Below are 22,562 nucleotides of genomic sequence, written 5' to 3' on the forward strand. Positions count from 1 at the left end.
TCAAAACTGGTTGCATGGAAACAACATTTTGGTCGAATACGGGGCGGCGTCCTGTTGGATCGCGCCCGACGGTTTTGCGCGACTATGGCAAAATGAGCGGAAATACAAACTTGGCTGAATCGCAATCGGCAGGCCGCACGCCGGCTGCACCATGGTAGGGCGAGTGAGCCGCGTGGTAGTATTCGCACCACGCAACACACGCACTGCTGTGTGTTCTGCTGATATCACACCCGAAAGGATAGAAAAACATGAAAAAAATTATTGCATCCCTCTTTGCAGCGTCGGCGGTACTGGCTGGCTCCGTGGCGGCCCAGGACAAGCCGACCGCGCCGCCTTTCGCTCCCGTGACCCAGGACATCGCTGCGCCGAAACCAAAGAGCGCGTATGTACAGGACCAGCGCGGCGTCATCGCCCGTAACCCGTTCGGCCTGTGCTGGCGCACCGGTTTCTGGACGCCTGCCGATGCCGTGCCAGGTTGCGACCTGCCGATCTGCGTCGAGCCTGAGCGCCTGGAAAACGGCAAGTGCGTGGCTCCGCCCGCACCGGTAACGCCGGCCCCGACGCCAAGCCCAACGCCAGTACCGGCCGCACCGGTGCCGACGTCGGAAAAGGTCAGCTACAACGCCGATGCATTCTTCGACTTCGACAAGGCCGTGCTGAAGCCTGAAGGCAAGCAGGCCCTGGACGAGCTGCATGGCAAGCTGGGCGGCATGAACGTGGAAGTCGTCATCGCTGTCGGCCATACCGACTCCGTCGGCTCCGATGCCTACAACGACAAGCTGGCCATCCGCCGCGCTGAATCGGTCAAGGCATACCTGCTGAGCAAAGGCCTCGAATCGAACCGCGTGTACACCGAAGGCAAGGGCGAGAAGCAGCCTGTGGCCGACAACAAGACCGCCGAAGGCCGCGCCAAGAACCGTCGCGTGGAAATCGAAGTCGTCGGTACCCGCAGCAAGTAATTGACGTCCGCCCCCACGGGGGTACGACACGACCCCGCCCCCGTGGCGGGGTTTTTCATTTCAACCACCTCAATTTGTGCAAGCGTGCTTTGGAACGCGACAAATTACCGCTATGATGCCGATCATGAACGCCAATGCCGACCCCCTCGAACTGCAAAAATTCAGCGAGCTGGCCCACCGCTGGTGGGACCCGACGTCCGAGTTCCGTCCCCTGCACGATATCAATCCGCTGCGCCTGGAATGGATCAATGCGCGCGTGCCCCTGGCGGGCAAGAACGTCATCGATATCGGTTGCGGCGGCGGCATCCTGTCCGAATCGATGGCGCGCAAGGGGGCCACGGTCACGGGCATCGACCTGTCGAAGAAGGCCCTGCGCGTGGCCGACCTGCACAGCCTGGAGTCCGGCGTGCCGGTGCGCTACAAGCTGATCGCCGCCGAAGACATGGCGGCCGAGGAAGCGGGCCAGTTCGACGTGGTGACGTGCATGGAAATGCTCGAGCACGTACCGGACCCGGGCGCCATCGTCCGTGCCGCCGCCACCCTCGTCAAGCCGGGCGGCCACGTGTTCTTCTCGACCTTGAACCGCAATCCGAAGTCCTACCTGTTCGCCGTCATCGGCGCCGAATACGTGCTGCGGATGCTGCCGCGCGGCACCCACGACTACGACAAGTTCATCACGCCGGCCGAACTGTCGCAATATGTGCGCAGCGCCGGCCTGCAACTGGACAGCCTGAAAGGGCTCGGTTATAACCCCCTGACCAAGTTCTATTCCCTGAACAACGACACCAGCGTGAATTACCTGGTGGCGTGCACGCGCCCGGAATAAGCGGGACCCTTGCAGCCCAACAGGCGGCCTCGGCCGCCTCTTCTCTTTCTGTGATCACAATGAGCTTTGCCACTGCCCCGCGCGCCATCCTGTTCGACCTCGACGGCACCCTGGCCGACACGGCCCCCGACCTGGCTGCGGCCGTCAACCTGCTGCGCACCGAGCGGGGGCTGGCGCCGACCCCGTACGAACTGCTGCGCCCCACCGCCTCGGCCGGCGCACGCGGCATGATCGGCGCCGCCTTCGGCCTGCGTCCCCAGGACGAAGGCTTCGAGGAACTGCGGCTGGGCTTTTTCGACAATTACCAGGCTGCCATCATGGTGCACAGCACCCTGTTCGACGGCGTACCGGAACTGCTGGAAGGCATTACCGCCGCCGGCCTGGCCTGGGGCATCGTCACGAACAAGCCGGCCCGCTTCACGCACCCGCTGATGCCGTTGATCGGCCTGGACCATGCCGCCTGCATCATTTCCGGCGACACCACGCCCCACCCGAAACCGCACCCGGCCCCGATGCTGGAAGCGGCGCGCCGGCTGGGCCTGGCACCGGAGGAATGCTGGTATGCCGGCGACGACCTGCGCGACATCGAGGCGGGCCGCGCCGTGGGCATGCGCACGATCGCCTGCGGCTGGGGCTATTGCGGCGATATCGAACCGGCCACCTGGGGCGCCGACCACCTGCTGGCTTCGCCACAGGCCCTGCTGGACCTGATCCGCGACAGCCTGCGGGGCGCGGCACTGGCCGCCTAAACCGTTGCATCGGGGCACTGCCGGGGATTTGCGATTGCACACTCTAAACAAAAACGTTTAACATAGATGGCAATTAAAATAACTAACTAGCAACTTTTCCGAGGGAGACAGGAATGCCTGGTGAAGAAACGACCGAGCTGTCCCTCACACCGCACGCCACCGCGCCACAGGTCTGGACGGCCACCGTTGCCGAGAGCAAGTTCTACTGGTACGACCTGCTGGTGGACGGCAACCCCCTGCCGGACTTCCGCGACCCCGTCGGGCGCTACCTGCGCCGCATGCAGTTCGCGCTGGACGGCACGATGGAAAAGCGCCTGCTGTACTACCTGGTCGCGCGCCCGCGCGTGCGCATCGACCCGAGCCGCAACATCAGCTGGAGCTTTTTCTCCCTGAAGCTGACCATTCCCATCCTCATCGGCCTGGATGCCCGCAAGAGCACCATCGCCATCGAGCTGGAAGTGCCGTTCGAGGCCACCTTCAAGAAGCCCACCGTGCAGCTGCAGGACAGGTACCTGCTGCTGAACTGGGGCGCGCTGATGGAAACCTTCAGCATCCACGACCTGCTGCAACGCTACGACACGGGCCTGGCCTTCCCCGGCAAGGTGCTGTACGTGGGCCAGACCCGCGACCCGTCGGGCAAGCTGGCCAAGGGCCTGTCCACCCCCGTGAACCGCATCTGCGAACAGCACGAAGCGGAAAACGACATGTTCCTGCTGGTGCAGCGCCTGGACGTGAAGGTGGAAACGACGGCCACGGACCTGTCGGAAGAAGCGTCCGTGCGCACCCAGGCGGACCTGCTGGAAGGCGCGCTGATCCGCTACTTCGAAGGGCCGGCACCGCAGGGCCGCAGCAATGCCGAACAAAGCACGCGCCGCGAACACCTGCACGAACTGCAGCGCACCTACCTGGTCGAGAAGATGACGATCGACCTGGGCTTCAAGGGCGCCGACCACTTCTACGACCTGGGCTCGGACCACGCAAGCACATCGCGCCGCCACCTGTTCGAGTGCACCTTCGACGTCAATGGCATGCAGCTGCAGCCGGTGGACCCGAAAAACCGGCCCTTGGCCGAGCTCAAGGATTGACGAAATACTTAACCCGTGCTTAAACCCTGTGCGCGCGCGCGGCTTTGGAGTACAATACAGATTCTGTGGGGACGACCTGGTTTCGACGTGGGTTGCAAAGCAGCGCAGGGCATACCGAGGGCTGGTTACCTCGTAAATACACCCAGAAAAAACTTAACTGCAAACGATAACTCGTACGCACTGGCAGCTTAATTGCTGTTAGCTCCACAACACCTCGTCCCTGGGGTGGGCCGTTAAAAGCTGTGGAGTCATTTACAGGGACTCGCGCCTGGAGGGGTCACTTCAATAGGCGCTAAATCTAAGGTGAATCGCCTGTACACAGCGTGCACGTCCGCGTTGTACAGGTTAAATTAAATGGCAGTGCTAAGTATGTAGAACTGTCTGCGGAGTGCTTGCGGACGCGGGTTCGATTCCCGCCGTCTCCACCACCGAACAAAAGCAAAAGGCCCCGAGCTCGCTCGGGGCCTTTTGCTTTTGTTCTTTGGTTCCGACTACGGAATCGATTCCGCGTCCGGCACGGGCGCGGGGCTTTGGCGGGGTTTCACGCCGCATGCGGCGCGCCGCCAAAGCGGCTCGCGCCTGCCAGCGCGAGACTCTCCGATTCGCCCATTCACGAAATCGCCCCGCGATTTCGCGCCAGCGGTAGCAGGCTAGGTCGCCTGCTACTCAGCATCCTCACCACCGGGCAAATAAAGGGCTCCAAGCTTCGCTTGGGGCCATTTTTATTGGTCGGCACCAGCATGGCCAGCACGGACAGCCTGCGAATCGCAGTACCGGGGCCAGCGCTAACTGCCTCCGACTCCCTGGGATTACGCGGCCATCTAAGCGCCTAATCATGACATCGGGGAAATAATCACAGGAATCGAAACTTTCCATAAGGATTCACAGATATAAGGCTTCGCGCGATGGGCTACCGTTCATCATTCGGACCTCTCGCTGGCCAAACCTTATAGAAGAGTATTTTTTCCACCCCGGAACAGTCTGGACATCAGTAGGTGCGTGCAATAGAACGGCGATAGCTTCCCCTTCACGCAAGGCCGCCAAATTTTGCTACTTTCCCTTGGTACTGTTAAATTAAAACCCGTGGATAAACTATATTTAAGCCATTCAAGCTGGCTTGCCGATTAACCTATTGACCCAGATAACGTAAACGCTTTGTCGGTCGCTGCTGTTGTAACAAATCGCCGCCTGAGGTTTGTGTACCCTCTATTTTTCCTCAAAAGGCGTGCCCAATATTTAAAAGGATCTAACAATACACCGTGCGATTCTACTTGCACCGCACCTTCAGTTCTTGCTACGATAACTGCTATATCTGAATATTTCCCTGGACACTCTTCTATGTACCTTTTTAAGAGCGCTTCAATGACAATCTGTGCATTTCCCACCTCTTCTTTCACAAGGTAGCGAATTTTCTCGTTGGCAACTGCAAGACCCTCTACATAGTCGCGAATGAGGTATTTAAGATCAATACGGTTACCTACTATCTTTAATTCGGCGAGTACTTTTGCTTTGAAACCAGTGCCGCAAAGCTCATCCGGCTTCAGCCATATGTCAAGTGTATATTGCTGCTGAGTTGAACCGAGCACTCCTGACCGACCTCGCCCATGCGTTGCGCCATGTACGGGTAAGCCTTGATGCTGGACGTAATTCCGTAGCGCCTCCATCGCGCGATAACCTAACCTAGAGTCATATTGCTCGCTAAGAATTTTCCTGGCGTCTAGCGTTTTCTGGTGATCTCTCGAAAAAATTCCATTAATATGGTGTGGTAAAGCATCGATATATGAACGCCCCGCACTTAGCAAGTTCATGATCTTCCGATTAAGCAAGTCTCGGCTCTCATCGAACCAGTTGCGTTCATCGTAATCGTACAGCATTTGCTCCGTAGTGATTTGGACCATGGCCATTTCAAGCTCAAGCATGTTACTCAACACGAAATCAAGTTTTTGCTCAATTGAAACTGTATCGGAGATCACTCTTCTAGCATGAATAACGGAATCAAAAGTTTCCTTATCAATTTCTATTACCCCTGGAGACGCAAGCACTGCCGAGTTAGCACATAATTCATAGGTCATTCTTAATAAACATTTCAACGATATTACCTACGGCTACTCCGCGTATGGGGTCTCACATAGGTTCCATCTTTACGATAGTATCCTTTGACATTGACCGGTCCGCATGTACCTGTTACACAGGCAGAACCAGGGGACGCTCTACTAGAGGCTGATTTTCCCTCCGGCGCGGCACTTAAATTTTTATTATTATCAACCTCGTGGAAGGCAGATAAATAGCACCTCTGGTGCGGCCGGACATAAATACCATCGCGTCGATAATATGAATTAATACTTGTGCACATTTCGCTTGCCACACCAGGGATAGGGTCTGAACCTATGCATTGGTATGAGGCTGGCACATATTCGTTATCTTTAGTATAGTGCTCTTCCACTTTTCCGCAGTTTGACGGTAGCGAGATTGGCGCTACATAAGGAGAGACACTCCATCTTGAAGCCGCCTCCATATTTTTAGGCCCAGAACAGCCCGAGATATAAAAAAACGCAAAAACTACGGCAATAAATCGAAACATGTATTCCCTTACTCTATTTATCTGACTCGACATCAATAAGAAAAGCTGAAAAATCGTAGTGAATCGAGATTTAGTCACCATTTTTATTTCTTACATATAAGATGCCAATGGACCGAATTGGCACCTTTCTGCGAACATTAAAATTTCTTGCAATGGTTAGATTGTATCTCTTGTGAAACAGCGAAACAAACAAAGCTTGCAGTTGTTGCTTTTCGGTCACTTGTCCATTGTTAGACAACGATAAATAGGGGAATCCCGACCGCACTGCGCGTTCGCTATAGGCGTACAGTACCCCCTCTGCTCACGCATGTTAAGTTCGCGGCTGTTGCTGGCCAGTGATATGATCCCAGACTAGCACCCCAAGGGGGATGCACCGTCGAACCTGACCGCTGTAGCAGCGTTTGATAAATCAATGCCTTACGGATGTAGAGAGTGGAGATTGCAGATTCCCGCCGTCTCCACCACCAAACAAATAAAAGGGCTCCAAGCTTCGCTTGGGGCCCTTTTTATTTGTTCTACGGTTCCGACTACGGAATCGATTCCGCGTCCATCTTCGACGGATGGCGGAGCGCGGAATTCGAACCGCATGCAGTCCGCGCGCGAAGCGGGCGCCGCCTGCCAGCGCCCCCCCCAGGGCTATCGCGGGTTTCACGCTGCATGGGGCGCGCCGCAAAAGCGACCCGCGCCTGCCAGCGCGGGGCTCTAAGATTCGCCCATTCACAAAATCGCCCCGCGATTTCGCGCCAGCGGTAGCAGGCTCGGACGCCCGCAAGCTACCATTCCCACCACCGGTCGCTGACCTTTGCATACGGACCTATCCACACACACCTTTACGCGAATACAACAGTTGGCGAAAAATCCATGTTAGGCCGGAAAAATTACTATTATTTCATGCAATACTGACGGTTACTGTCGGGTTTTCCCGACAGTCGCCCCTCCACTTCCCTAAGAGAGCAACCATGAAACTTGCTAATTTCTTCCGCGCGGCACTCGTCATCGGCACCCTGTTTGCTGGCCTCACGCAGTCCGCCCAGGCAAGCATCTACACGTACACCGGCGACACCACGGGCGGCCCGACGTATAACCGTCCCCTCGAAGATTTGAGCGACGTGTCAGGCATCGGCACGGACGTCAACTACAGCACCTTCACCTTCACCGTCGATACGAGCGGCGAGTACAGCTTCCTGCAAACGACCGACCAGTACGACGGCGTGCTCTATATCTATGAGAATTCCTTTAACCCGGCCGACCCGCTGACCAACGCCCTGGGCGGCAGCGACGACCTGGTCGCGCCGTGGACCTCCGGCTTTGCTGGCCCACTGGACGCCGGCATTTCCTACGTCCTGGTTACGACCTCCTTCTACAACGGCGACGCCGGCGCGTTCAGTGTGACGATCAGCGGTCCGGGCCTGGTTACCGTCAGCGCCGTCCCTGAACCGTCCACCTACCTGATGCTGGCCCTCGGCCTGGCGGCAATCGGCTACACGCAGCGCCGCAAACTGCAGCGCTGATTTACGTACGGCATTCCATAACAGCGGGCTTCGGCCCGCTGTTTTGTTTTCCAGCATCATCGATCGGGCATCGTCCTACAACACGTCTTCCCGCACACCTATTCCGTGACCGGGGCCCGAGGCCTACGATGGCTCCTACATCAACGAAAGGGAGACCATCATGCAAACGGACAACAAGCCAAAAGGCCGCGACTGGAGCCAACAAACCAAGGACGGCAGCACCAGCGCCGGCAGCATGGGCACGGGCGCCACCGGTAGTACGGGTACCAACGAGAGCTACGATTCGCCAAACCAGGCCACCGGCTCCGTAGGCGGCATGCAGTCGGGCGGCCGAACCGACGACCTGCTGGCCGGCGGTTCGGAAGCGGAGCAGAATGACCTGGGCTTCGCCAGCGGCGAACGCACGGGCGAGCTGCAGACGGGAATGAGCGACCTGGGCAACGCTGCCCGTGGCGGCGCGAACCGCCAGAGCGGGGACAGCGGGAATCAGTCCAGTCAGTCCAATCAGGCCAAACAGGAAAACCAGCGTGGCAGCGCGACGGGCGCCGGCAGCACGGCCGCCGACCAGCGCGACACCTACCGCAACAAGCAGGACGATCAGTCCCGCTGACCGCAGCTACCCCGCCGCTGGCGGCAAGGCGGCCGGAATCACGGCATCCTTGCCGATCCGGTACAACACATGCCGCGCCAGCCGATGCTCACGCGGCAGTGCCGGGTGATCGAAGTCGCCATTCACGTCGTGCACCATGCCCAGGCGCGTCATCAGCCGGCGCGACCGCACATTGGCCGGCACCGTGATGGCGACGATTTCATCCAGCCCCAAGGTGTCGAAGCCGTGCCGCAAGGCCGCCACCGCCCCCTCCAGCGCCAGCCCCCTGCCCCAATGCGGCAAGGCCAGCCGCCAGCCGATTTCATGGCAGGGCGCGAACGGCGTGTCGAAATCCTGGTAACGTACACCGACAAAGCCGATCAGCTCGTCCGTCGCCTTCAAGCTCATTGCTAGGAAGGCCGTGCCGGTCCGGTCCACCAGCGCGTTCTGTGCATCGAAAAACGCCCGCGCCTGTGCGGCAGTCACGGGTCCCGGCAAGTGCTCGATCACGGCCGGCACCTCGTTCATCGCCACGAATGGCGCCACGTCCTCATCGCGCCAGGGGCGCAGCAGCAGGCGTTCTGTTTCGATCATCGGTTGTCCTGTCTAGAGTTGCTGAAGTCCATCTATCGAATTCGGTGTCCGACACGCGAATCGGAGTACCTGTCCGCTGCGACGGACCGACCCGTTTGAAGCTGGGTGGCCGGCAAAAATCGGTGAGCCCAACAGCAATTCTACCGTTGCGGCACAATAGCCGATTCATTCAAGGGAGACTGCCAATGATTTACGAGATTGCCGAAATCACGATCCAACCGACCACCAACAAGGCTTTCGAGGCTGCCGTGGCGCAGGCCGTGCCGCTGTTCCAGCGGGCGCGGGGCTGCGTGTCGATGCGCATCGACCGCACCATCGAGCGGCCCGACGTGTACCGCCTCGTCATCGGCTGGCAGACCCTGGAAGACCACACGGTGCACTTTCGCGGCAGCGACGACTTCCAGGCCTGGCGCGCCCTCGTCGGCGGCTTCTTTGCCGCGCCGCCCGTGGTGGAACATACGGAAACGGTGGTGATGGGCTTCGTCTGACGGTGTGTCAAAGCGTGGGCAGTGCCGCCCATGCGCGCGCCGCCGTTGTCAATTTTGCAGCACAATGGCGGCGAAGTCACCATAAAAGGGAGCTGCCATGCCAGACACGATCCACCGTAATTTCAAGCAGGTCGCCGATGCCGAAAGCGCCCGCGCGGCGCTGCTGGACGCCGGCTTTAGCGGCGGCGCCGTGCAGCTGAACCTGCACGACGCCCGCGCCAAGGACACCACCACCAGCGCCGTCGACAACATCATGGATTCGCTCACGCCCGACGACGCCGACCAGACCGACCACCCCGTGGCCCACCCGGCCGCGCTGCTCAGCGTTGACGTCGACACGGACGAACAGCGCGAGCAGGCCAATGCCATCATGCTGCGCTACGGCGGCACCGAAGCCTGAAGAGCACCACCGCGAAAAAAGACGGCCCGTTCACCGGGCCGTTTTTGCGCCTGCCCCTGCCTTATTCCGGCGAGGGCTCCGCGATCTCGAACACCTGCCGCAGGTAAGCCAGGAAGGTTTCATCCTTCGACATCGTCTTGCCTGGCGAATCGGACAGCTTGGCCACCGACTGGCCATTGCAGCGCACCAGCTTCATGACGATGTTCAGCGGCTGCAGGCCCAGGTCGTTGGTCAGCCACGTGCCGATGCCAAAGCCCGTCGTGATGCGGTCGGCGAAGTGGCGGTACAGCGAGATCGCCAGGTCCAGGTCCAGGCCGTCGGAGAACACGAGGCGCTTCGTGTTCGGATCGATCCGCAGCTTGTTGTAGTGGGCAATCGCCTTCTCGCCCCACACCACCGGGTCGCCCGAGTCATGCCGCAGACCGTCGAACAGCTTGGCGAAATACAGGTCGAAGTCGCGCAGGAAGGCATCCATGCCGACGACGTCCGTCAGCGCCACGCCAAGGTCGCCGCGGAATTCCTGCACCCAGTCCTCCAGCGCGGCCTTCTGGAAGTCGCGCAGGCGCACGCCGAAGGCCTGGAACGACTGCATGTACTCGTGTGCCATCGTGCCGATGGGGTGGATCTTGTAGCGCATGGCCAGGTAGACGTTCGACGTGCCCTTGAAGAATTCCGGCACCTCGGCGGCCAGGCGCCGCACCACTTCGTCATGCCAGGCGCCCGAGAAACGGCGCCGTACGCCGAAGTCGGAGAACTCGAAGGGATTGCGCTGCATCGGCTGGCGGCCGAACTCCTTCAGCGCGGCGATCTTCGCGTCGAGGCGCCGGCGCCCCTCGGCCAGCGCGGCTTCCTGGTCGAAGCGGCGGAAATACAGCTCGTTGACGATGTACAGCACGAAGATCTCGAAGCCCATCACGTGCACCTGCGGCCCGACGGCGCGAATGGCCAGGTGCTCGCCGTCCGTCTCGACGGTGATGAACTTGCGCTGGAAGCGGAACACGGTGAGGAAGTCGACGAAGTCGCTCTTGATGTAACGCAGCGTGCGCAGGTAGTCCAGCTCCTCCTCGGCGAACGACATCGTGCACAGGTGATCGAGCTGGCGCTCCACCTCGTCCTTCAGTTCGGCCAGCGGGTAGGCAGTCTTGTTCCGGCAGCGGAATTCATATTCAGTCTGCGTACCGGGGTGCCAGTGCAGCAAGGCCTGCCACATGGAGAATTTGTACAGGTCCGTTTCCAGCAGGCTGCGCACGACGGGCACGAAAGGGGTATCGGATGGGCGGTTCATGTCAGCGCCCCGCATTGATCAGGAACTCCTGCAGCACGTCGGTCGACTGCTGCAGCTGGACGCCGCGTGCGCGCATGCGTTCGAGGAAGTCCTGCTGCTGCGCCTCGAAACCGGGCACGGGGCTGAGGCAATCGGTAACGAGCACCAGCTTGTCCAGCGCCACGCCGCGTGCGTCGAACTGCTCGACGATATGCTCGGTCGTGGCCTTGACGCAGTGGCTGCCCGCCTCGCCGGCGATATACACGCGGTGCGACGCGGCCAGGCTGTCGATCAGCTTGCGGTTCAGTTGCGAATCCGGGTCGGCGTCGTCCGGCACTTCGGCCATCACGGCCGAGTAGTGCTCGGTCCAGGGATTGGCCCCCTTTGCGATTTTCGTGACGACACCCAGGGATGCGTCTTCCCAACCGTTGTAGGCGGCGCGCACGTCCTCGTGCACATTGTGGCCCCACGAGCCGATCTCGCAGTGCACCGGCCACACCAGCAGCTGGTAGCGGCCATTGGCCTCGAGCGCGTCGAGATAGGCTTGCGCGCGCACCCGGGCTTTCGGGTCGCGCGGCAGGTAGCGCGCGGCGCGCAGGTCCTCGCTGGCGATCTGCGTGAACGGTTCCACCGGGCCGCCGTCGGCGCCAACCCAGAAGGTCGGGTGGGCGATATCGTAGCGGTGATGCGAGTCCAGCGTGACACTGATGGCGCCGATGCCGTGGCGGCCCCGCTCGATCAACGTGGCCAGGCGCTGCATGTCGGCGTGGGCGCCCGTGACGGGCAGGGCCGGCTTGCGGGCCAGGCCCGTGAGCGGATCGAGCGGCGTGTACTCGGGCGGCAGGTCGCAGAAGTCGTTCTGCGGATCGATGATCAGGAGATGCAGGTGTTGTTTCATTCAGGGCTCCGTTGCAGGCATGACCACATCATACCGGCTGCAACGCAATCCTTCACTGCCCTGGCGCAGGCGGCTTGGCCCGCGGGGCCACGCCGCCGTGGTGAAGCGCTCTTTATGCTGCGGCCAGCTCGTCGATGCTGCTGCGGCTTTTCGCCAGGGTGTCGGCCAGGGCCTGCTCGCCCAGCGCGACGCCTTCGGCGCGGATGAAGCTGATGTCCGTGATGCCCAGGAAGCCCAGCACGGCGCGCAGGTAGGTCGCCAGGAAGTCGTAGCCGGCGGCCGGGCCTTCGCTGTACACGCCGCCGCTGGCCGTGACGATATACACCTTCTTGTTCGTCAGCAGGCCGACCGGGCCCGTTTCCGTGTATTTGAAGGTGCGGCCGGCGCGGGCGATCTGGTCGATGTACGCCTTCAGGCCGGACGGCACGGAGAAGTTGTACATCGGTGCGCCGATGACGATGACGTCGGCGGCGATCACTTCATCGACCAGCTGGTCCGACAGCCGGACGGCAAAGGCCTGCTCGGCATTGCGTGCCTCGGCCGGCGTGAAGAAGGCGCCCAGGGTTTGCTCGTTCAGGTGCGGCACGGGATTGATGGCCAGGTCGCGCGTGACGACGGTGTCGCCCGGATGGCCTTCCTGCCACTTGGCGATGAACTCGGCGGACAGCTGGCGCGACAGCGAGCCGGCGGTACGAACACTGCTGTTGATGTACAGAACGTTTGCCATGGTGATCTCCTGAAAGGTGGGTAATTGCAGCCATCATAGATCGGGTTTAATATCGAGAAAATCCCCTAAATTTTGATTGTTAGAATCGGTTTTTTCGATATGCGCGACCCCGGCCTCCCCTCCCTCGACCAACTGCGCGTGTTCATCGCCGTCATCGACCACGGCGGCTTCGCCCACGCGGCGCGGGCACTGCACCGCACCCAGTCCGTCATCAGCTATACCATCGCCAACCTGGAAGACCAGCTCAATATCGCCCTGCTCGACCGCAGCAAGCGCAAGCCCACGTTGACGGAAGCGGGCAAGGCCCTGCTGGCCGATGCCCGCGCCGTGTCGGCCAAGGTGGACGATATGCGGGCCCGGGCGCGGGCCCTGGGCGCCGGCCTGGAAGCGGAGGTCTCGCTGGTGGTGGACGTGATGTTCCCCATGTGCGCGCTGGTCAAGCTGCTGGAAGCCTTCCAGCGCGAATACCCCACCGTGTCGCTGCGGCTGAACACGGAGGCGCTGGGCGCCGTCACGCAGATGGTGCTGGACGGACGCTGCCAGCTGGGCATCAGCGGCATGCCGGTGGCGATGCCCGACACTATCGAGCGCCAGCTGGCGGGCCACGTGACGATGATGCCCGTGTGCTCGCCCAACCACCCGCTGGCCGCGCTGGACGGCGTGGTGCCGACGGCGGCCCTGCGCGAGCACCTGCAACTGGTGCTGACGGACCGCAGCGCGCTGACGCGGGGCCAGGACTTCGGCGTGCTGGCGCGGCGCGACTGGCGCCTGGGCGACCTGCATTCGAAATACGCGCTGCTGCGGGGCGGGCTTGGCTGGGGCAGCATGCCCGAGGCGATGGTGGCGGAGGACCTGGCCAAGGGCCGGCTGGTACGCCTGCATCCGCAGGACGGCCCGTCGCTGCAGTATCCCCTGTTCGTCATCCACCGCGCCGACGACCAGCTGGGGCCCGCCGGCCGCTGGCTCAAGCAGCAGTTCCTCGACCTCGACTATACGCTGCCTGCCGATCCGTTCTGATCGCGCTCCTACATGCCCGCGCGGCGTGCGCCTACTCACTGCGCGGCGACGCCGTCCTAGCATGGAAGCTCTGCCGGGTGCATGCACCCAGGGCTTTCCGTACAGGAGATGACATGACGAACAATACCGACAAGATCGGCAACTACCACTCGGGCAAGGCGGAAGACGCAGGCTACAAGACCGAAAGCGGCAACCATGCCGCCGGCATCGAGGCCAACGACACACCGGCGGTCAACCGCGAACCGAATATCGACAACCAGTCCGGCGGCAACCTGCAACGCAGCGCCGACGGCATCACGGGAGCAAACATCATGACAGCAGACCAATCGATCGGTGGACAAGGCGCCCAGGACGGCATTCGCGGCACGCCATCGGGCACGCAAGGGGCCCAGAGCGGCCAGGGCATCGACCAGGGCCGCCAGGGCAGCCAGGGTCAATCGCGCCAGTCGGGCAGCGAGGGCCAGGACCGGGGTGGCGTCGGCAGCCAGCCGTCGGGCAACCAGATGTCGACCAACCAGTCGGGCAGCCAGTCCGGCAGCCTGCCGGCCGGTTCGCAACAGAGCGATCCGGTGCATCGTGACGACGACGCCTCGGCACCCGGTGCCGGCGTGAGCCAGCGCGGTACGGGCGGCAACCAGCAGTCGAGCGACGGTTCCGTCACGAGCACGCACGGCGGCTCGGGCGGCATGGCCGACAAGCTGCAGGGCGGTCCGGAAAACCAGCAGGGCTCGGGCCAGGGCCTGCCCACCGGTCCCGGCAACCTGCAATCGGATCGCCACCAAGGCATGCAGGGCCAGGGCGACGAGCCCGGTCACGATATCGACGACATCGGCAACAAGCAGTCGGGTGGCGCCGGTTCGCGCGGCGGAGATGTCGACGACCAGCGTTAAGGCCGGCCCTCGATCAGGATAAGCATCCGGGCCCACCGGGCCCGATCCGGTGCCGGGTCAGCGTACCCGGCGCAGCGACGAGAAGCGGTCGTTCATGCGTTCGACAGAAGGGTAACGTCCCGGTCCGAACGTCATGCAGCGGCCGCCGTAGTCGATGTGCTCGCACAGTTCCCACGTGCCTTCGCGGATCACCATCGAGCTGACCCGGTCATTGAAGCGGGCCGGCACCAGGGTGCGCACGTCGCCGTCGATATCGAGGCGCTGGCCTTCGAAGCCCACGTGTTCGAACAGCTGCACCGCTTCACCGTGGCGGCCGCCACGGCGCCCGTCGTCCCGGCCTTCGCGCCAGTCGCGCCGCTCTTCCCAGCTGCCGTCCCTGCGCCCGTCCCTGCCCCCTTCGTTCTCATTGCGCCAGTCGCCACGACCGCCGCCCTCCATGCGCACTTCGCGCGCCGACGAGATATTGTTGTTGAACTGTGCCAGGTCCGGGTATTCGCCGCGCCGGTAGACGGCGCAATGGCCGCCGAAGTTCTTGTGCTCGCACAGCTCCCACGCGCCCGAACGCACGATGACGCTCGAGGCCCGGTCGTTGAAGCCGAAGTCGGTGAAGTTGGACGCATCCTGGCGCAACGTGATCTGGTTGCCGCGCATGCCGTGGCGTTCGAACACGGTCAGCTCGCCCGCGAAGGCGGCGTGGGACAGGATGGTGGTGACCACCAGGGTGGCAAACAGGCGTTTCATTGGGACTCCCTCGGTATTGTTAAACGCTAAACGCGCCAGGACGGCGCGCAGCATACGCGTGTCTGTAACAAATTCCTACCGTGCCTTCGGTAGCGCGGCCGCAAAGTGGTTAGAATCACAAGCCCTGCCTTTCACCTGATCCGCCGATGCCTTATTCGTTCACGCTCCCCAACGTCCGCCGCGAAGCGGCCAGCCTGTGGCAACTGGCCTGGCCCGTGCTGGTGGGCCAGCTGGCCACGGTGGGCATGGCGGTGGCGGACGTGGCGATGACGGGCCATACCAGCGCGGCCGAACTGGCCGCCGTGTCGCTGGGGGCGTCCGTCTGGTCGATCATCCTGCTGACGATGAACGGCACCATGATGGCGATTAACACGGTGGTGGCGCACGAAGTGGGCGCCGGCGCTTTCGAGCGGATTCCCCATTCGGTGCGGCAGGCCCTGTGGAAGTCCGTCGGCGTGGGACTGGTGGCGGCGCTGGCGGCCAACCTGGCCACGCTGCTGTTCGACCACCTGTATCTTTCACCCGAAGTCAACGCGCGCGCGTCGCTGTTCGTCCATATCATCAGCATCGGCCTGATTCCGTTCGCGGCCTATCGGGCGCTGTACGGCTACAGCGCCAGCATCAACCAGACCAAGCCCGTCATGGTGATCGCGCTGCTGGGCCTTGCCGTCAATGTGGCGATGAACTGGGTGCTGATCTTCGGCCAGTTCGGCATGCCCAGGCTGGGCGGCATCGGCTGCGCCATCTCGACGGCCATCGTCATGTGGCTCGACCTCGCGGCGATGATCCTGTGGGTGCGCATCGCGCCCGTGTACCGGCAGACGTATCCGTTCTCGCGCTGGGAGTGGCCGCACTGGCCGGAGATCTGGAGCATGGTCAAGCTGGGCGTGCCGATCGGCGTGACCTACTTTGCCGAGGTCTCCGTGTTCGGCGCCGTCAGCCTGCTGATCGCGCGCTTTGGCGTCGTCACCGTGTCGGCACACCAGATCGCGCTGAACTTCGCGTCGCTCGTGTTCATGGTGCCGCTCTCGTTCGGCATCGGCATGATCACGCGCGTGGGCCAGGCCCTCGGCGAAGGCAATCCGGACCGGGCCCGCTTCGCCTCGCTGGTGGGCGTGGGCATGTCGCTGGCGTTCGCCATCGCGTCGGCGGCCTTCATGGCCGTGTTCCGGCAGGAGATCGCCGCCGCCTACACGTCCGACCTCGCCGTGCGCGAGATGTGCGAACACCTGCTGCTGTTCGGCGCCCTGTTCCAGTTGTCCGACGCGACCCAGGTGGCGGCATCCTGCGCGATCCGGGGCTACAAGGTCACGCGCGGGCCGATGGTGATCCAGCTGCTGGCGTTCTGGGGCATCGCGCTGCCGCTGGGCTGCGTGCTGGGCCTGGCGCCGCAATGGCTGCCGTTCGCGCCGGCCGCGCCGATGTCGGCGTCCGGTTTCTGGATCGGCCTCGTGCTGGGGCTGACGGTGGCGGCCGTGCTGCTGCTGGCCTACCTGCTGCGGCTGTCGCGGCAGCGGGTGCTGGCCCACGCCAAACAATAGTCGGCGCGGGACGCTGTTTTTCGAACGTTCCCGCGTGGTCAGGGGAAGCCGAGTCTGGTATTGTCCATCGCTTCCAACTCTTCCATATTTCCTTCACCCATGCGCTTCATTCTCAGCTTCCTGGCCCTGCTGGCCGTCGGCTCGGCATCGGCCGAACGCCTTACCCTCGACCGCCTGTACGACGATCCGGCCTTGGCCGGTCCTGGCGTGCGCGCCCTGAAAGTGGCGCCGAACGGCGAGCGCGTGACCTTCCTGCGCGGGCGTGACGACAACCAGTTCCAGCTCGACCTGTGGGAGTTCAACCTGAAGGACAAGTCGACCCGCCGCCTGGTCGATTCGAGCCGGCTGGTGCCGGACGAGAAGCTGTCGGACGCGGAGAAGGCGCGGCGCGAACGCGAACGCACGGCCAGCCTGAAAGGCATCATCAGCTACAGCTGGTCGCCCGACGGCAGGCAGCTGCTGGTGCCGATCGCGGGCAACCTGTACCTGATCGACGCGGGCAAGCCGGAAGCGGCACGGCTGGTCGCGTCGGGCAACGTAACGGACCCGAAGATTTCGCCGAAGGGCAAATACGTGTCGTTCGTGCGCGACCAGAACCTGTACGTGATCGACCTGGCCACCGGCAAGGAACGGGCACTGACGACGGACGGCAAGGGCACCGTGCATAACGGCGAGGCCGAATTCGTGGCGCAGGAAGAGATGCACCAGTTCACCGGCTACTACTGGGCGCCGGACGATTCGGCCATCGCCTACCGCCGCTACGACGAAGCGCAGGTGCCGGTGGCGCGCCGCTTCGAGATCTATGCCGACCGCACCGACGTCGTCGAGCAGCGCTACCCTGCCGCGGGCGACCCGAATGCCGTCGTCGAACTGCGCATCGTCTCCCCCGCCACCGGCGTCACGCGCGACGTCGACCTGGGCGCGAACAAGGACATCTACCTGGTGCGGGCCGACTGGAGCAGCGACAGCCGCCAGCTGGTGTTCCAGCGCCAGACGCGCGACCAGAAGAAGCTCGAACTGATCGCCGTCGACGCGGCCACCCTGGCACAGCGCGTGCTGGTGACGGAGACGGCCACCACGTGGACCAAGATCAACGACGACCTGCGCTTCCTGGCCAACGGCCGTGGCTTCATCTGGGCTTCCGAGCGCACCGGCCAGAATCACCTGTACCTGTTCGACATGAACGGCAAGGTCAGGCACGCGCTGACGGCGGGCGACTGGCGAGTCGACAACCTGCTGGCCGTGGACGAAAAGGCGGGCAAGGTGTACTTCGCGTCGAACAAGGATGCGGTGCAGGACAAGCAGGCGTATGTCGTCGCGCTGGACGGCAGCACGGCCGCCAGGCCGAAGCGCCTGACGCAGGCCGACGGCTGGCACGACACGACGTTTGCCCGCAATGGCGAAGTGTTCGTGGACGCCTGGTCCGACCCGGCCAATCCGCCGCAGGTGTCGATCCGCAAGCCCGACGGGACCATGGTGACCTGGCTGGAGCGCAACGAGGTCAATGCGGCGCACCCCTATTTCAAGTACAAGAGCGACCACCTGCCGACCGAGTACGGCACGATGAAGGCCAGGGACGGCCAGACCCTGTACTGGTCGATGATCAAGCCTTACCGCTTCGACGCAGGCAAGAAGTATCCCGTCTACCTGTCCACCTACGGCGGCCCGGGCGCCCAGCACGTGACGCGCCGCTGGGGCGACACCTTCGACCAGTACATGGCGCAGCAGGGCTACGTCGTGTTCCGCCTCGATAACCGCGGGTCATCGCGGCGCGAGCGCGCCTTCACGGACGCGATCTACCGCAACCTGGGCAAGGTGGAAGTGGAAGACCAGCTGGCCGGCATCGACTGGCTGGGCAAGCAGGGCTTCGTCGACGCCAAGCGGATCGGCGTGTACGGCTGGAGCTACGGCGGCTTCATGACCTTGCGCCTGCTGTCGCAGGCCTCGGACCGGATCGCCGCCGGCGTGTCGGGCGCGCCCGTGACGGACTGGCAGCTGTACGACACCCATTACACGGAGCGCTTCATGGACCGCCCCGTCGACAACCCCGAAGGCTACAAGGACAGCACGGTGTTCGCCCACGTCGACGGTCTGAAGTCGAAGCTGCTGCTGATCCACGGCATGGCCGACGACAATGTGCTGTTCACCAACAGCACGAAGATGATCGACGCCCTCGTCAACCGCGGCGTGCAGTTCGAGCTGATGACCTACCCGGGCGCCAAGCACGGCGTGTCGAACCGCGTGCAGCGCCGCCACGTGCAGACGTATATCGACGCCTTCTTCCGCAAGAACCTGAAGCCGGGCGAGTGATTCCGGCCCGGCTGGAGATTTCAGGCACCGGTCTTTCGGCGGACCGACCGGTTTTCGGGCAACGATCAAGCTAAGTTAGTGGCCGCCACAGAAACAAAAACAGCCGCATCAGCGGCTGTTTTTTTCGGCACTGGGCCGGCTTAGCGGTTGCCGCGGTCAATCGTGGTCTTGTCGTCCAGCGCATCGTCCAGCGCTTCGCGGGTATCGCCCACTTTCTTCTGCACTTTACCTTCAACCTGGTTGGCCACGCCCTTTGCTTGCTGCTTGGAGCTACCTACCAGTTCGCCGGCTTCTTCCTGAATCTTGCCGCCGATTTCCTTCGCCTTGCCTTTGATCTGATCGCTGTTCATGGTCAAATTCCTCCAATAGTGCGGCTTGCGGACCAGGAGGGTCCGCGCCTTGCTGCGGCACACGTTGCGCGTGTCGTTGGATAAATCATATGTCCTCGGATCGATGTCTTCCGTTCGCTCCCTAACATTGCCACGCAAATACTTTGTGGGGCCGCGTTCATGGCTGGCGCGGCGGTGAGTACAGCCATGCTATGTTGCACCAACACGGGGGCCTGGTGTCACGCAGTCCGTCGCCCCACGAGAATTTGCTTCGCCAACGATGGGAAAACCGATATAGTGGATTCGTATTCACTTAGGGCAACATTTTCAGGAGACGCACAATGACCTTGCAGGACCTGTTCGATAATTCCACCGCGTTGCCGACGGCGCCGAAGGTCGTGCAAGACCTGATCCAGAGTTTCGACAAGGCTTCCGTGTCGACCGAGGACGTGGCCAAGAAGGTGTCGCTCGACCCGGTCCTCAGCGCGAAGCTGCTGCGCCTGGCCAATTCCGCTTACTACAACGTGTCGCGCAGCATTGGTACCGTCGAGGATGCCGTGCTGATGCTGGGCTTCGTTGCCGTGCGCACCCTCGTCATCAGCTCCGGCCTGGTCAACAGCTTCAAGGCGGTGACGGGACTGGAGCTGCAGCAGTTCTGGCGCTACAGCATGCACACTGCCGTGGCAGCCAAGTGGATCGCCAAGAAGACACGCGATAACCAGGAACTGGCCTTTACCATCGGCATGATGCACGCCATCGGCCAGTTGCTGATCCATTCGGCCATGCCCGAACAGGCCCAGGCATTGGACCAGGAAACCCCGCCGCTGGACGCGCGCCGGCTGGCCGTCGAAAAGGCCGCGTTCGGCTTCGGCTATGCGGACGTGGGGGCCGAACTGGCCCGCCGCTGGCAATTCCCGTCGACGTTCTCGGACGCCATCGAAGCTTTCCCCGCGCCGCTTGCCCAGGAGCCGGTCAACCGCCTTGCAGCCGTCGTCCACCTGGCCGCATGGCGCGCCCGGGCCCAGCTGGAGCAGCTCGATGCGGAAGCCACGGCGGCGGCCCTGCCCCGCGACGTGGCCGAAGCCATCGGCCTCGACCCCGACACGCTGGTCGACGACATGCCACCGCTCGACGAGCTCAGCGCCGGGCTGGAGGAGATGTTCCGCTGAGCGGGCCGGCCGACATCGCGCAGGCCGATCACTGGCCGACCAATACCCGCAACGGCGTGTGCGCGGCCGTGATGGCACTGGGCCTGGGTCCGACGGCCTTCGTTGCCAGGCACTGGACCGCGTGGACAAGCGTATCGTCCAATGCGGCGGGCTACGGCGTCATCTGGTGGCTGATCATCTGCTACGTCGCCGTGCTGGCCACGCATATCCCCTGCGGCGTCTACCTGTTCGAGAGCCTGGGCGCCCGCAAGGTCAAGACGCGGGGGTTTTCCTACCTCCTGATCGGCATAGCGGCGGTCGCGACGATCGCGCCGATGGCCTACCTGGCCGTCCGGCTGTTGGCGCCGTGAACGTTGTCCAAACTATAATGTCGGGATGATTCCCCCCACACCGCGATTGTCCGACCGGCGCACTGCCTGGTGCGCCGCCCTGATCCTTCTTTGCCTGCTTCCCCTGGCCTGGGCCGCCATCGGCATTGCGAACACGTCGCCCGGCCCCGGCGGCGAGCGCTGGGGCCCCGTCCTCGGCTTCGTGGCATCCTATGCCGTGCTGGCCGTGCTCGATGTCGTTACCATCGCCCTGCTTGCCTATTCACTGAGGAAAAATCGCATCCTCACGCCCGCGCGGGCGCGGTGGACGATTTGGCTGGCAGTGCTGACCTTGCTGGGACCCGCAGTATTCCTCGGCAGCGCGTGATGCGCGATCCCACGGCTACGGCCACGCGCCGGGCAGCTGCGAAAAATTAGTCTTCCGGCAAGCCCAAAAAGAATTTCAAAATATTTTTCAAAAACCCTAAAGTTCCCCCCTGCCCTGACGTTAATCCAGACATGCGGTACTCCGCGACGATCTCCATTGACGTTTTTTTGATGCACAGGGCGCACCATGACCTCGACTGAAGTCCTCTCCATGTACGAAAACATCGCCGGCCTGACGGGCCAGATGGCGGCAGCGGCGCAATTGAGCGACTGGAACACCCTGGACCAGCTGGAAAACCGCTGCGCGGCCGAGGCCGTGGTCGCCATCGGTGGCGTGCCCCGCCTGGAAGGCGCCGCCCGCCTGCGCAAGATCGACCTGCTCAAGCAGATCATGGCCAACGACCGCGCCGTGCGCGACGTGACCGAGCCGTGGATGGGACGCCTGAACGGCTGATCCACCGTCCTACCTCGACGAAAGCGCCTTCATGGCGCTTTTTCTTTTGGCGGGCCTCGTTTGCATCGACAGGCAGCGACAAGGCTGGTGCTGTGACGATGTTGCCCGAAAAATGGGGTCTGTCCCCATTTTTACAGCAACGAAGCCGGCCGCGCCGGGCTGAATCGATCAGGCTGCCTTTTCTTCGGCGGCGGAGTCGGTCGAGGGTTCTTCCGGTTGCGCGGCGGCCTCGGCGATGGCTTTCTTGCGCCAGCTCTGCCAGACCTTGATCTGGGCACTGGCCTGCCTGGCCTTGCGTCGGCGCAGCCAATGCACGACAACGCCGGCCACGACGAGCAGCGCGACGATGGCGCCGGCGGCCATGGTCAGCATCTTCGGCCGCGACATCTTCTTCTCCTTCGGCGGTTCAGGCGGCGGCGCGGCTTTCGCCTTGGCCGGCTTGGCTTCGGGTTTAGCGTCTGGCTTGGCTTCCGCCTTGGCTTCGGGCTTGGCGTCTGGCTTGGCTTCCGCCTTCACTTCCGCCTCGACCTCCGGCTTCGCATCCGTTTTCGGCTCGGCCTTCGGTACCACCCCGTTCTCGGCTTTTGCTTCCGCCTGGGTCGCCACGTTGGCCTCGTGCTTCGTTTCCACTACTGACGTCGCCCGGATGTCGGTGATCTTGCCCGTGGCGGTGCGGCCGGGCGCCGCGGGCACGCTCGCGGCCGACATCGGCCTGGCCACGGCCGCCGGCTGCGCGCCTGGTGCC

The 22,562-nt window shown here is 62.8% G+C and carries 23 protein-coding genes, 1 other RNA gene and 1 pseudogene; 17 read left to right on the forward strand and 8 right to left on the reverse strand.

Annotated elements, in window-relative coordinates; genetic code table 11:
• Positions 1 to 248 precede the first annotated feature (248 nt).
• The 5 genes from ompA (at position 249) to ssrA (ending at position 4,047) form a co-directional block, all read left to right on the forward strand.
• Positions 249 to 959, forward strand: a complete 711-nt coding sequence (ompA, locus tag GM672_RS14410; protein ID WP_155471224.1) for an outer membrane protein OmpA — start codon at positions 249 to 251, stop codon at positions 957 to 959.
• Positions 960 to 1,083: 124 nt separating this feature from the next.
• The gene (ubiG, locus tag GM672_RS14415) at positions 1,084 to 1,785 is read left to right on the forward strand and encodes a bifunctional 2-polyprenyl-6-hydroxyphenol methylase/3-demethylubiquinol 3-O-methyltransferase UbiG (protein WP_371867070.1); all 702 of its coding nucleotides are present in this window, start codon (positions 1,084 to 1,086) and stop codon (positions 1,783 to 1,785) included.
• A 59-nt stretch (positions 1,786 to 1,844) separates the two neighbouring features.
• Positions 1,845 to 2,534, forward strand: coding sequence for an HAD family hydrolase (locus GM672_RS14420; RefSeq protein ID WP_155471225.1), 690 nt, complete (start codon positions 1,845 to 1,847; stop codon positions 2,532 to 2,534).
• 113 nt (positions 2,535 to 2,647) lie between these two features.
• Positions 2,648 to 3,619 carry a hypothetical protein gene (locus GM672_RS14425; protein WP_155471226.1) on the forward strand — a complete coding sequence of 324 codons (972 nt, stop codon included), beginning with the start codon at positions 2,648 to 2,650 and terminating at the stop codon, positions 3,617 to 3,619.
• A 67-nt stretch (positions 3,620 to 3,686) separates the two neighbouring features.
• Positions 3,687 to 4,047: a transfer-messenger RNA gene (ssrA, locus tag GM672_RS14430) on the forward strand.
• A gap of 696 nt (positions 4,048 to 4,743) precedes the next feature.
• On the opposite strand, the gene GM672_RS14435 is transcribed toward ssrA, so the two are convergent.
• Complete coding sequence (locus tag GM672_RS14435) at positions 4,744 to 5,691, reverse strand: hypothetical protein (RefSeq protein WP_155471227.1); 948 nt, start codon at positions 5,689 to 5,691, stop codon at positions 4,744 to 4,746.
• Positions 5,692 to 7,159: 1,468 nt separating this feature from the next.
• Here GM672_RS14435 and GM672_RS28370 point away from each other — a divergent pair.
• Together GM672_RS28370 and GM672_RS14445 are read left to right on the forward strand one after the other, a co-directional pair.
• Positions 7,160 to 7,711 (forward strand): PEP-CTERM sorting domain-containing protein, encoded by a 552-nt coding sequence (locus GM672_RS28370; protein ID WP_170300070.1) that lies wholly within the window; start codon positions 7,160 to 7,162, stop codon positions 7,709 to 7,711.
• A 160-nt stretch (positions 7,712 to 7,871) separates the two neighbouring features.
• The gene (locus GM672_RS14445; protein WP_155471229.1) at positions 7,872 to 8,321 is read left to right on the forward strand and encodes a hypothetical protein; all 450 of its coding nucleotides are present in this window, start codon (positions 7,872 to 7,874) and stop codon (positions 8,319 to 8,321) included.
• 6 nt (positions 8,322 to 8,327) lie between these two features.
• Here GM672_RS14445 and GM672_RS14450 read toward each other — a convergent pair whose 3' ends face one another.
• Positions 8,328 to 8,894 (reverse strand): GNAT family N-acetyltransferase, encoded by a 567-nt coding sequence (locus GM672_RS14450; RefSeq protein ID WP_155471230.1) that lies wholly within the window; start codon positions 8,892 to 8,894, stop codon positions 8,328 to 8,330.
• Between the two features lie 185 nt (positions 8,895 to 9,079).
• On the opposite strand from GM672_RS14450, the gene GM672_RS14455 reads away from it, so the two are divergent.
• Positions 9,080 to 9,382, forward strand: coding sequence for an antibiotic biosynthesis monooxygenase family protein (locus GM672_RS14455; protein ID WP_155471231.1), 303 nt, complete (start codon positions 9,080 to 9,082; stop codon positions 9,380 to 9,382).
• 97 nt (positions 9,383 to 9,479) lie between these two features.
• A complete protein-coding gene (locus GM672_RS14460) occupies positions 9,480 to 9,782 on the forward strand; it encodes a hypothetical protein (protein ID WP_155471232.1) in 303 nt (100 codons plus the stop codon).
• Between the two features lie 61 nt (positions 9,783 to 9,843).
• On the opposite strand, the gene pncB is transcribed toward GM672_RS14460, so the two are convergent.
• The 3 genes from pncB to GM672_RS14475 form a co-directional block, all read right to left on the reverse strand.
• Positions 9,844 to 11,067, reverse strand: a complete 1,224-nt coding sequence (pncB, locus tag GM672_RS14465) for a nicotinate phosphoribosyltransferase (protein ID WP_155471233.1) — start codon at positions 11,065 to 11,067, stop codon at positions 9,844 to 9,846.
• 1 nt (position 11,068) lies between these two features.
• Positions 11,069 to 11,944 (reverse strand): cysteine hydrolase family protein, encoded by an 876-nt coding sequence (locus GM672_RS14470; protein ID WP_155471234.1) that lies wholly within the window; start codon positions 11,942 to 11,944, stop codon positions 11,069 to 11,071.
• 112 nt (positions 11,945 to 12,056) lie between these two features.
• Positions 12,057 to 12,671: an FMN-dependent NADH-azoreductase gene (locus GM672_RS14475; protein ID WP_155471235.1), complete on the reverse strand. Its 615-nt coding sequence runs from the start codon at positions 12,669 to 12,671 to the stop codon at positions 12,057 to 12,059.
• A 99-nt stretch (positions 12,672 to 12,770) separates the two neighbouring features.
• Here GM672_RS14475 and GM672_RS14480 point away from each other — a divergent pair, with 99 nt between their 5' ends.
• Positions 12,771 to 13,688: a LysR family transcriptional regulator gene (locus GM672_RS14480; protein ID WP_155471236.1), complete on the forward strand. Its 918-nt coding sequence runs from the start codon at positions 12,771 to 12,773 to the stop codon at positions 13,686 to 13,688.
• Positions 13,689 to 13,801: 113 nt separating this feature from the next.
• Positions 13,802 to 14,578: a hypothetical protein gene (locus GM672_RS14485; RefSeq protein WP_155471237.1), complete on the forward strand. Its 777-nt coding sequence runs from the start codon at positions 13,802 to 13,804 to the stop codon at positions 14,576 to 14,578.
• Between the two features lie 57 nt (positions 14,579 to 14,635).
• Here the strand turns inward: GM672_RS14485 and GM672_RS14490 are convergent, their stop codons facing one another.
• Positions 14,636 to 15,319: a beta/gamma crystallin-related protein gene (locus GM672_RS14490; RefSeq protein ID WP_155471238.1), complete on the reverse strand. Its 684-nt coding sequence runs from the start codon at positions 15,317 to 15,319 to the stop codon at positions 14,636 to 14,638.
• A gap of 146 nt (positions 15,320 to 15,465) precedes the next feature.
• On the opposite strand from GM672_RS14490, the gene GM672_RS14495 reads away from it, so the two are divergent.
• Together GM672_RS14495 and GM672_RS14500 are read left to right on the forward strand one after the other, a co-directional pair.
• Entirely contained in the window at positions 15,466 to 16,860 is a 1,395-nt protein-coding gene (locus GM672_RS14495; protein WP_155471239.1) for an MATE family efflux transporter, read from the forward strand.
• Positions 16,861 to 16,959: 99 nt separating this feature from the next.
• Entirely contained in the window at positions 16,960 to 19,170 is a 2,211-nt protein-coding gene (locus GM672_RS14500; RefSeq protein WP_155471240.1) for a S9 family peptidase, read from the forward strand.
• A 140-nt stretch (positions 19,171 to 19,310) separates the two neighbouring features.
• On the opposite strand, the gene GM672_RS14505 is transcribed toward GM672_RS14500, so the two are convergent.
• Positions 19,311 to 19,520: a CsbD family protein gene (locus tag GM672_RS14505; RefSeq protein ID WP_155471241.1), complete on the reverse strand. Its 210-nt coding sequence runs from the start codon at positions 19,518 to 19,520 to the stop codon at positions 19,311 to 19,313.
• Between the two features lie 320 nt (positions 19,521 to 19,840).
• Between GM672_RS14505 and GM672_RS14510 the strand changes: the two genes are divergently transcribed.
• The 4 genes from GM672_RS14510 to GM672_RS14525 all read left to right on the forward strand — a co-directional run bounded on the left by GM672_RS14510 (position 19,841) and on the right by GM672_RS14525 (position 21,817).
• Entirely contained in the window at positions 19,841 to 20,668 is an 828-nt protein-coding gene (locus GM672_RS14510; protein ID WP_155471242.1) for an HDOD domain-containing protein, read from the forward strand.
• A gap of 71 nt (positions 20,669 to 20,739) precedes the next feature.
• Positions 20,740 to 21,018 carry a hypothetical protein gene (locus GM672_RS14515; RefSeq protein WP_155471243.1) on the forward strand — a complete coding sequence of 93 codons (279 nt, stop codon included), beginning with the start codon at positions 20,740 to 20,742 and terminating at the stop codon, positions 21,016 to 21,018.
• Positions 21,019 to 21,043: 25 nt separating this feature from the next.
• Complete coding sequence (locus tag GM672_RS14520) at positions 21,044 to 21,364, forward strand: hypothetical protein (RefSeq protein WP_155471244.1); 321 nt, start codon at positions 21,044 to 21,046, stop codon at positions 21,362 to 21,364.
• A gap of 186 nt (positions 21,365 to 21,550) precedes the next feature.
• Positions 21,551 to 21,817 (forward strand): flagellar protein FliT, encoded by a 267-nt coding sequence (locus tag GM672_RS14525; RefSeq protein WP_155471245.1) that lies wholly within the window; start codon positions 21,551 to 21,553, stop codon positions 21,815 to 21,817.
• A gap of 168 nt (positions 21,818 to 21,985) precedes the next feature.
• Here the strand turns inward: GM672_RS14525 and GM672_RS14530 are convergent.
• A pseudogene (locus GM672_RS14530) lies at positions 21,986 to 22,562 on the reverse strand (hypothetical protein); the annotation flags it as partial.

The sequence above is a fragment of the Pseudoduganella buxea genome, assembly GCF_009720835.1.
Classification (GTDB): Bacteria; Pseudomonadota; Gammaproteobacteria; order Burkholderiales; family Burkholderiaceae_D; genus Rugamonas; species Rugamonas buxea.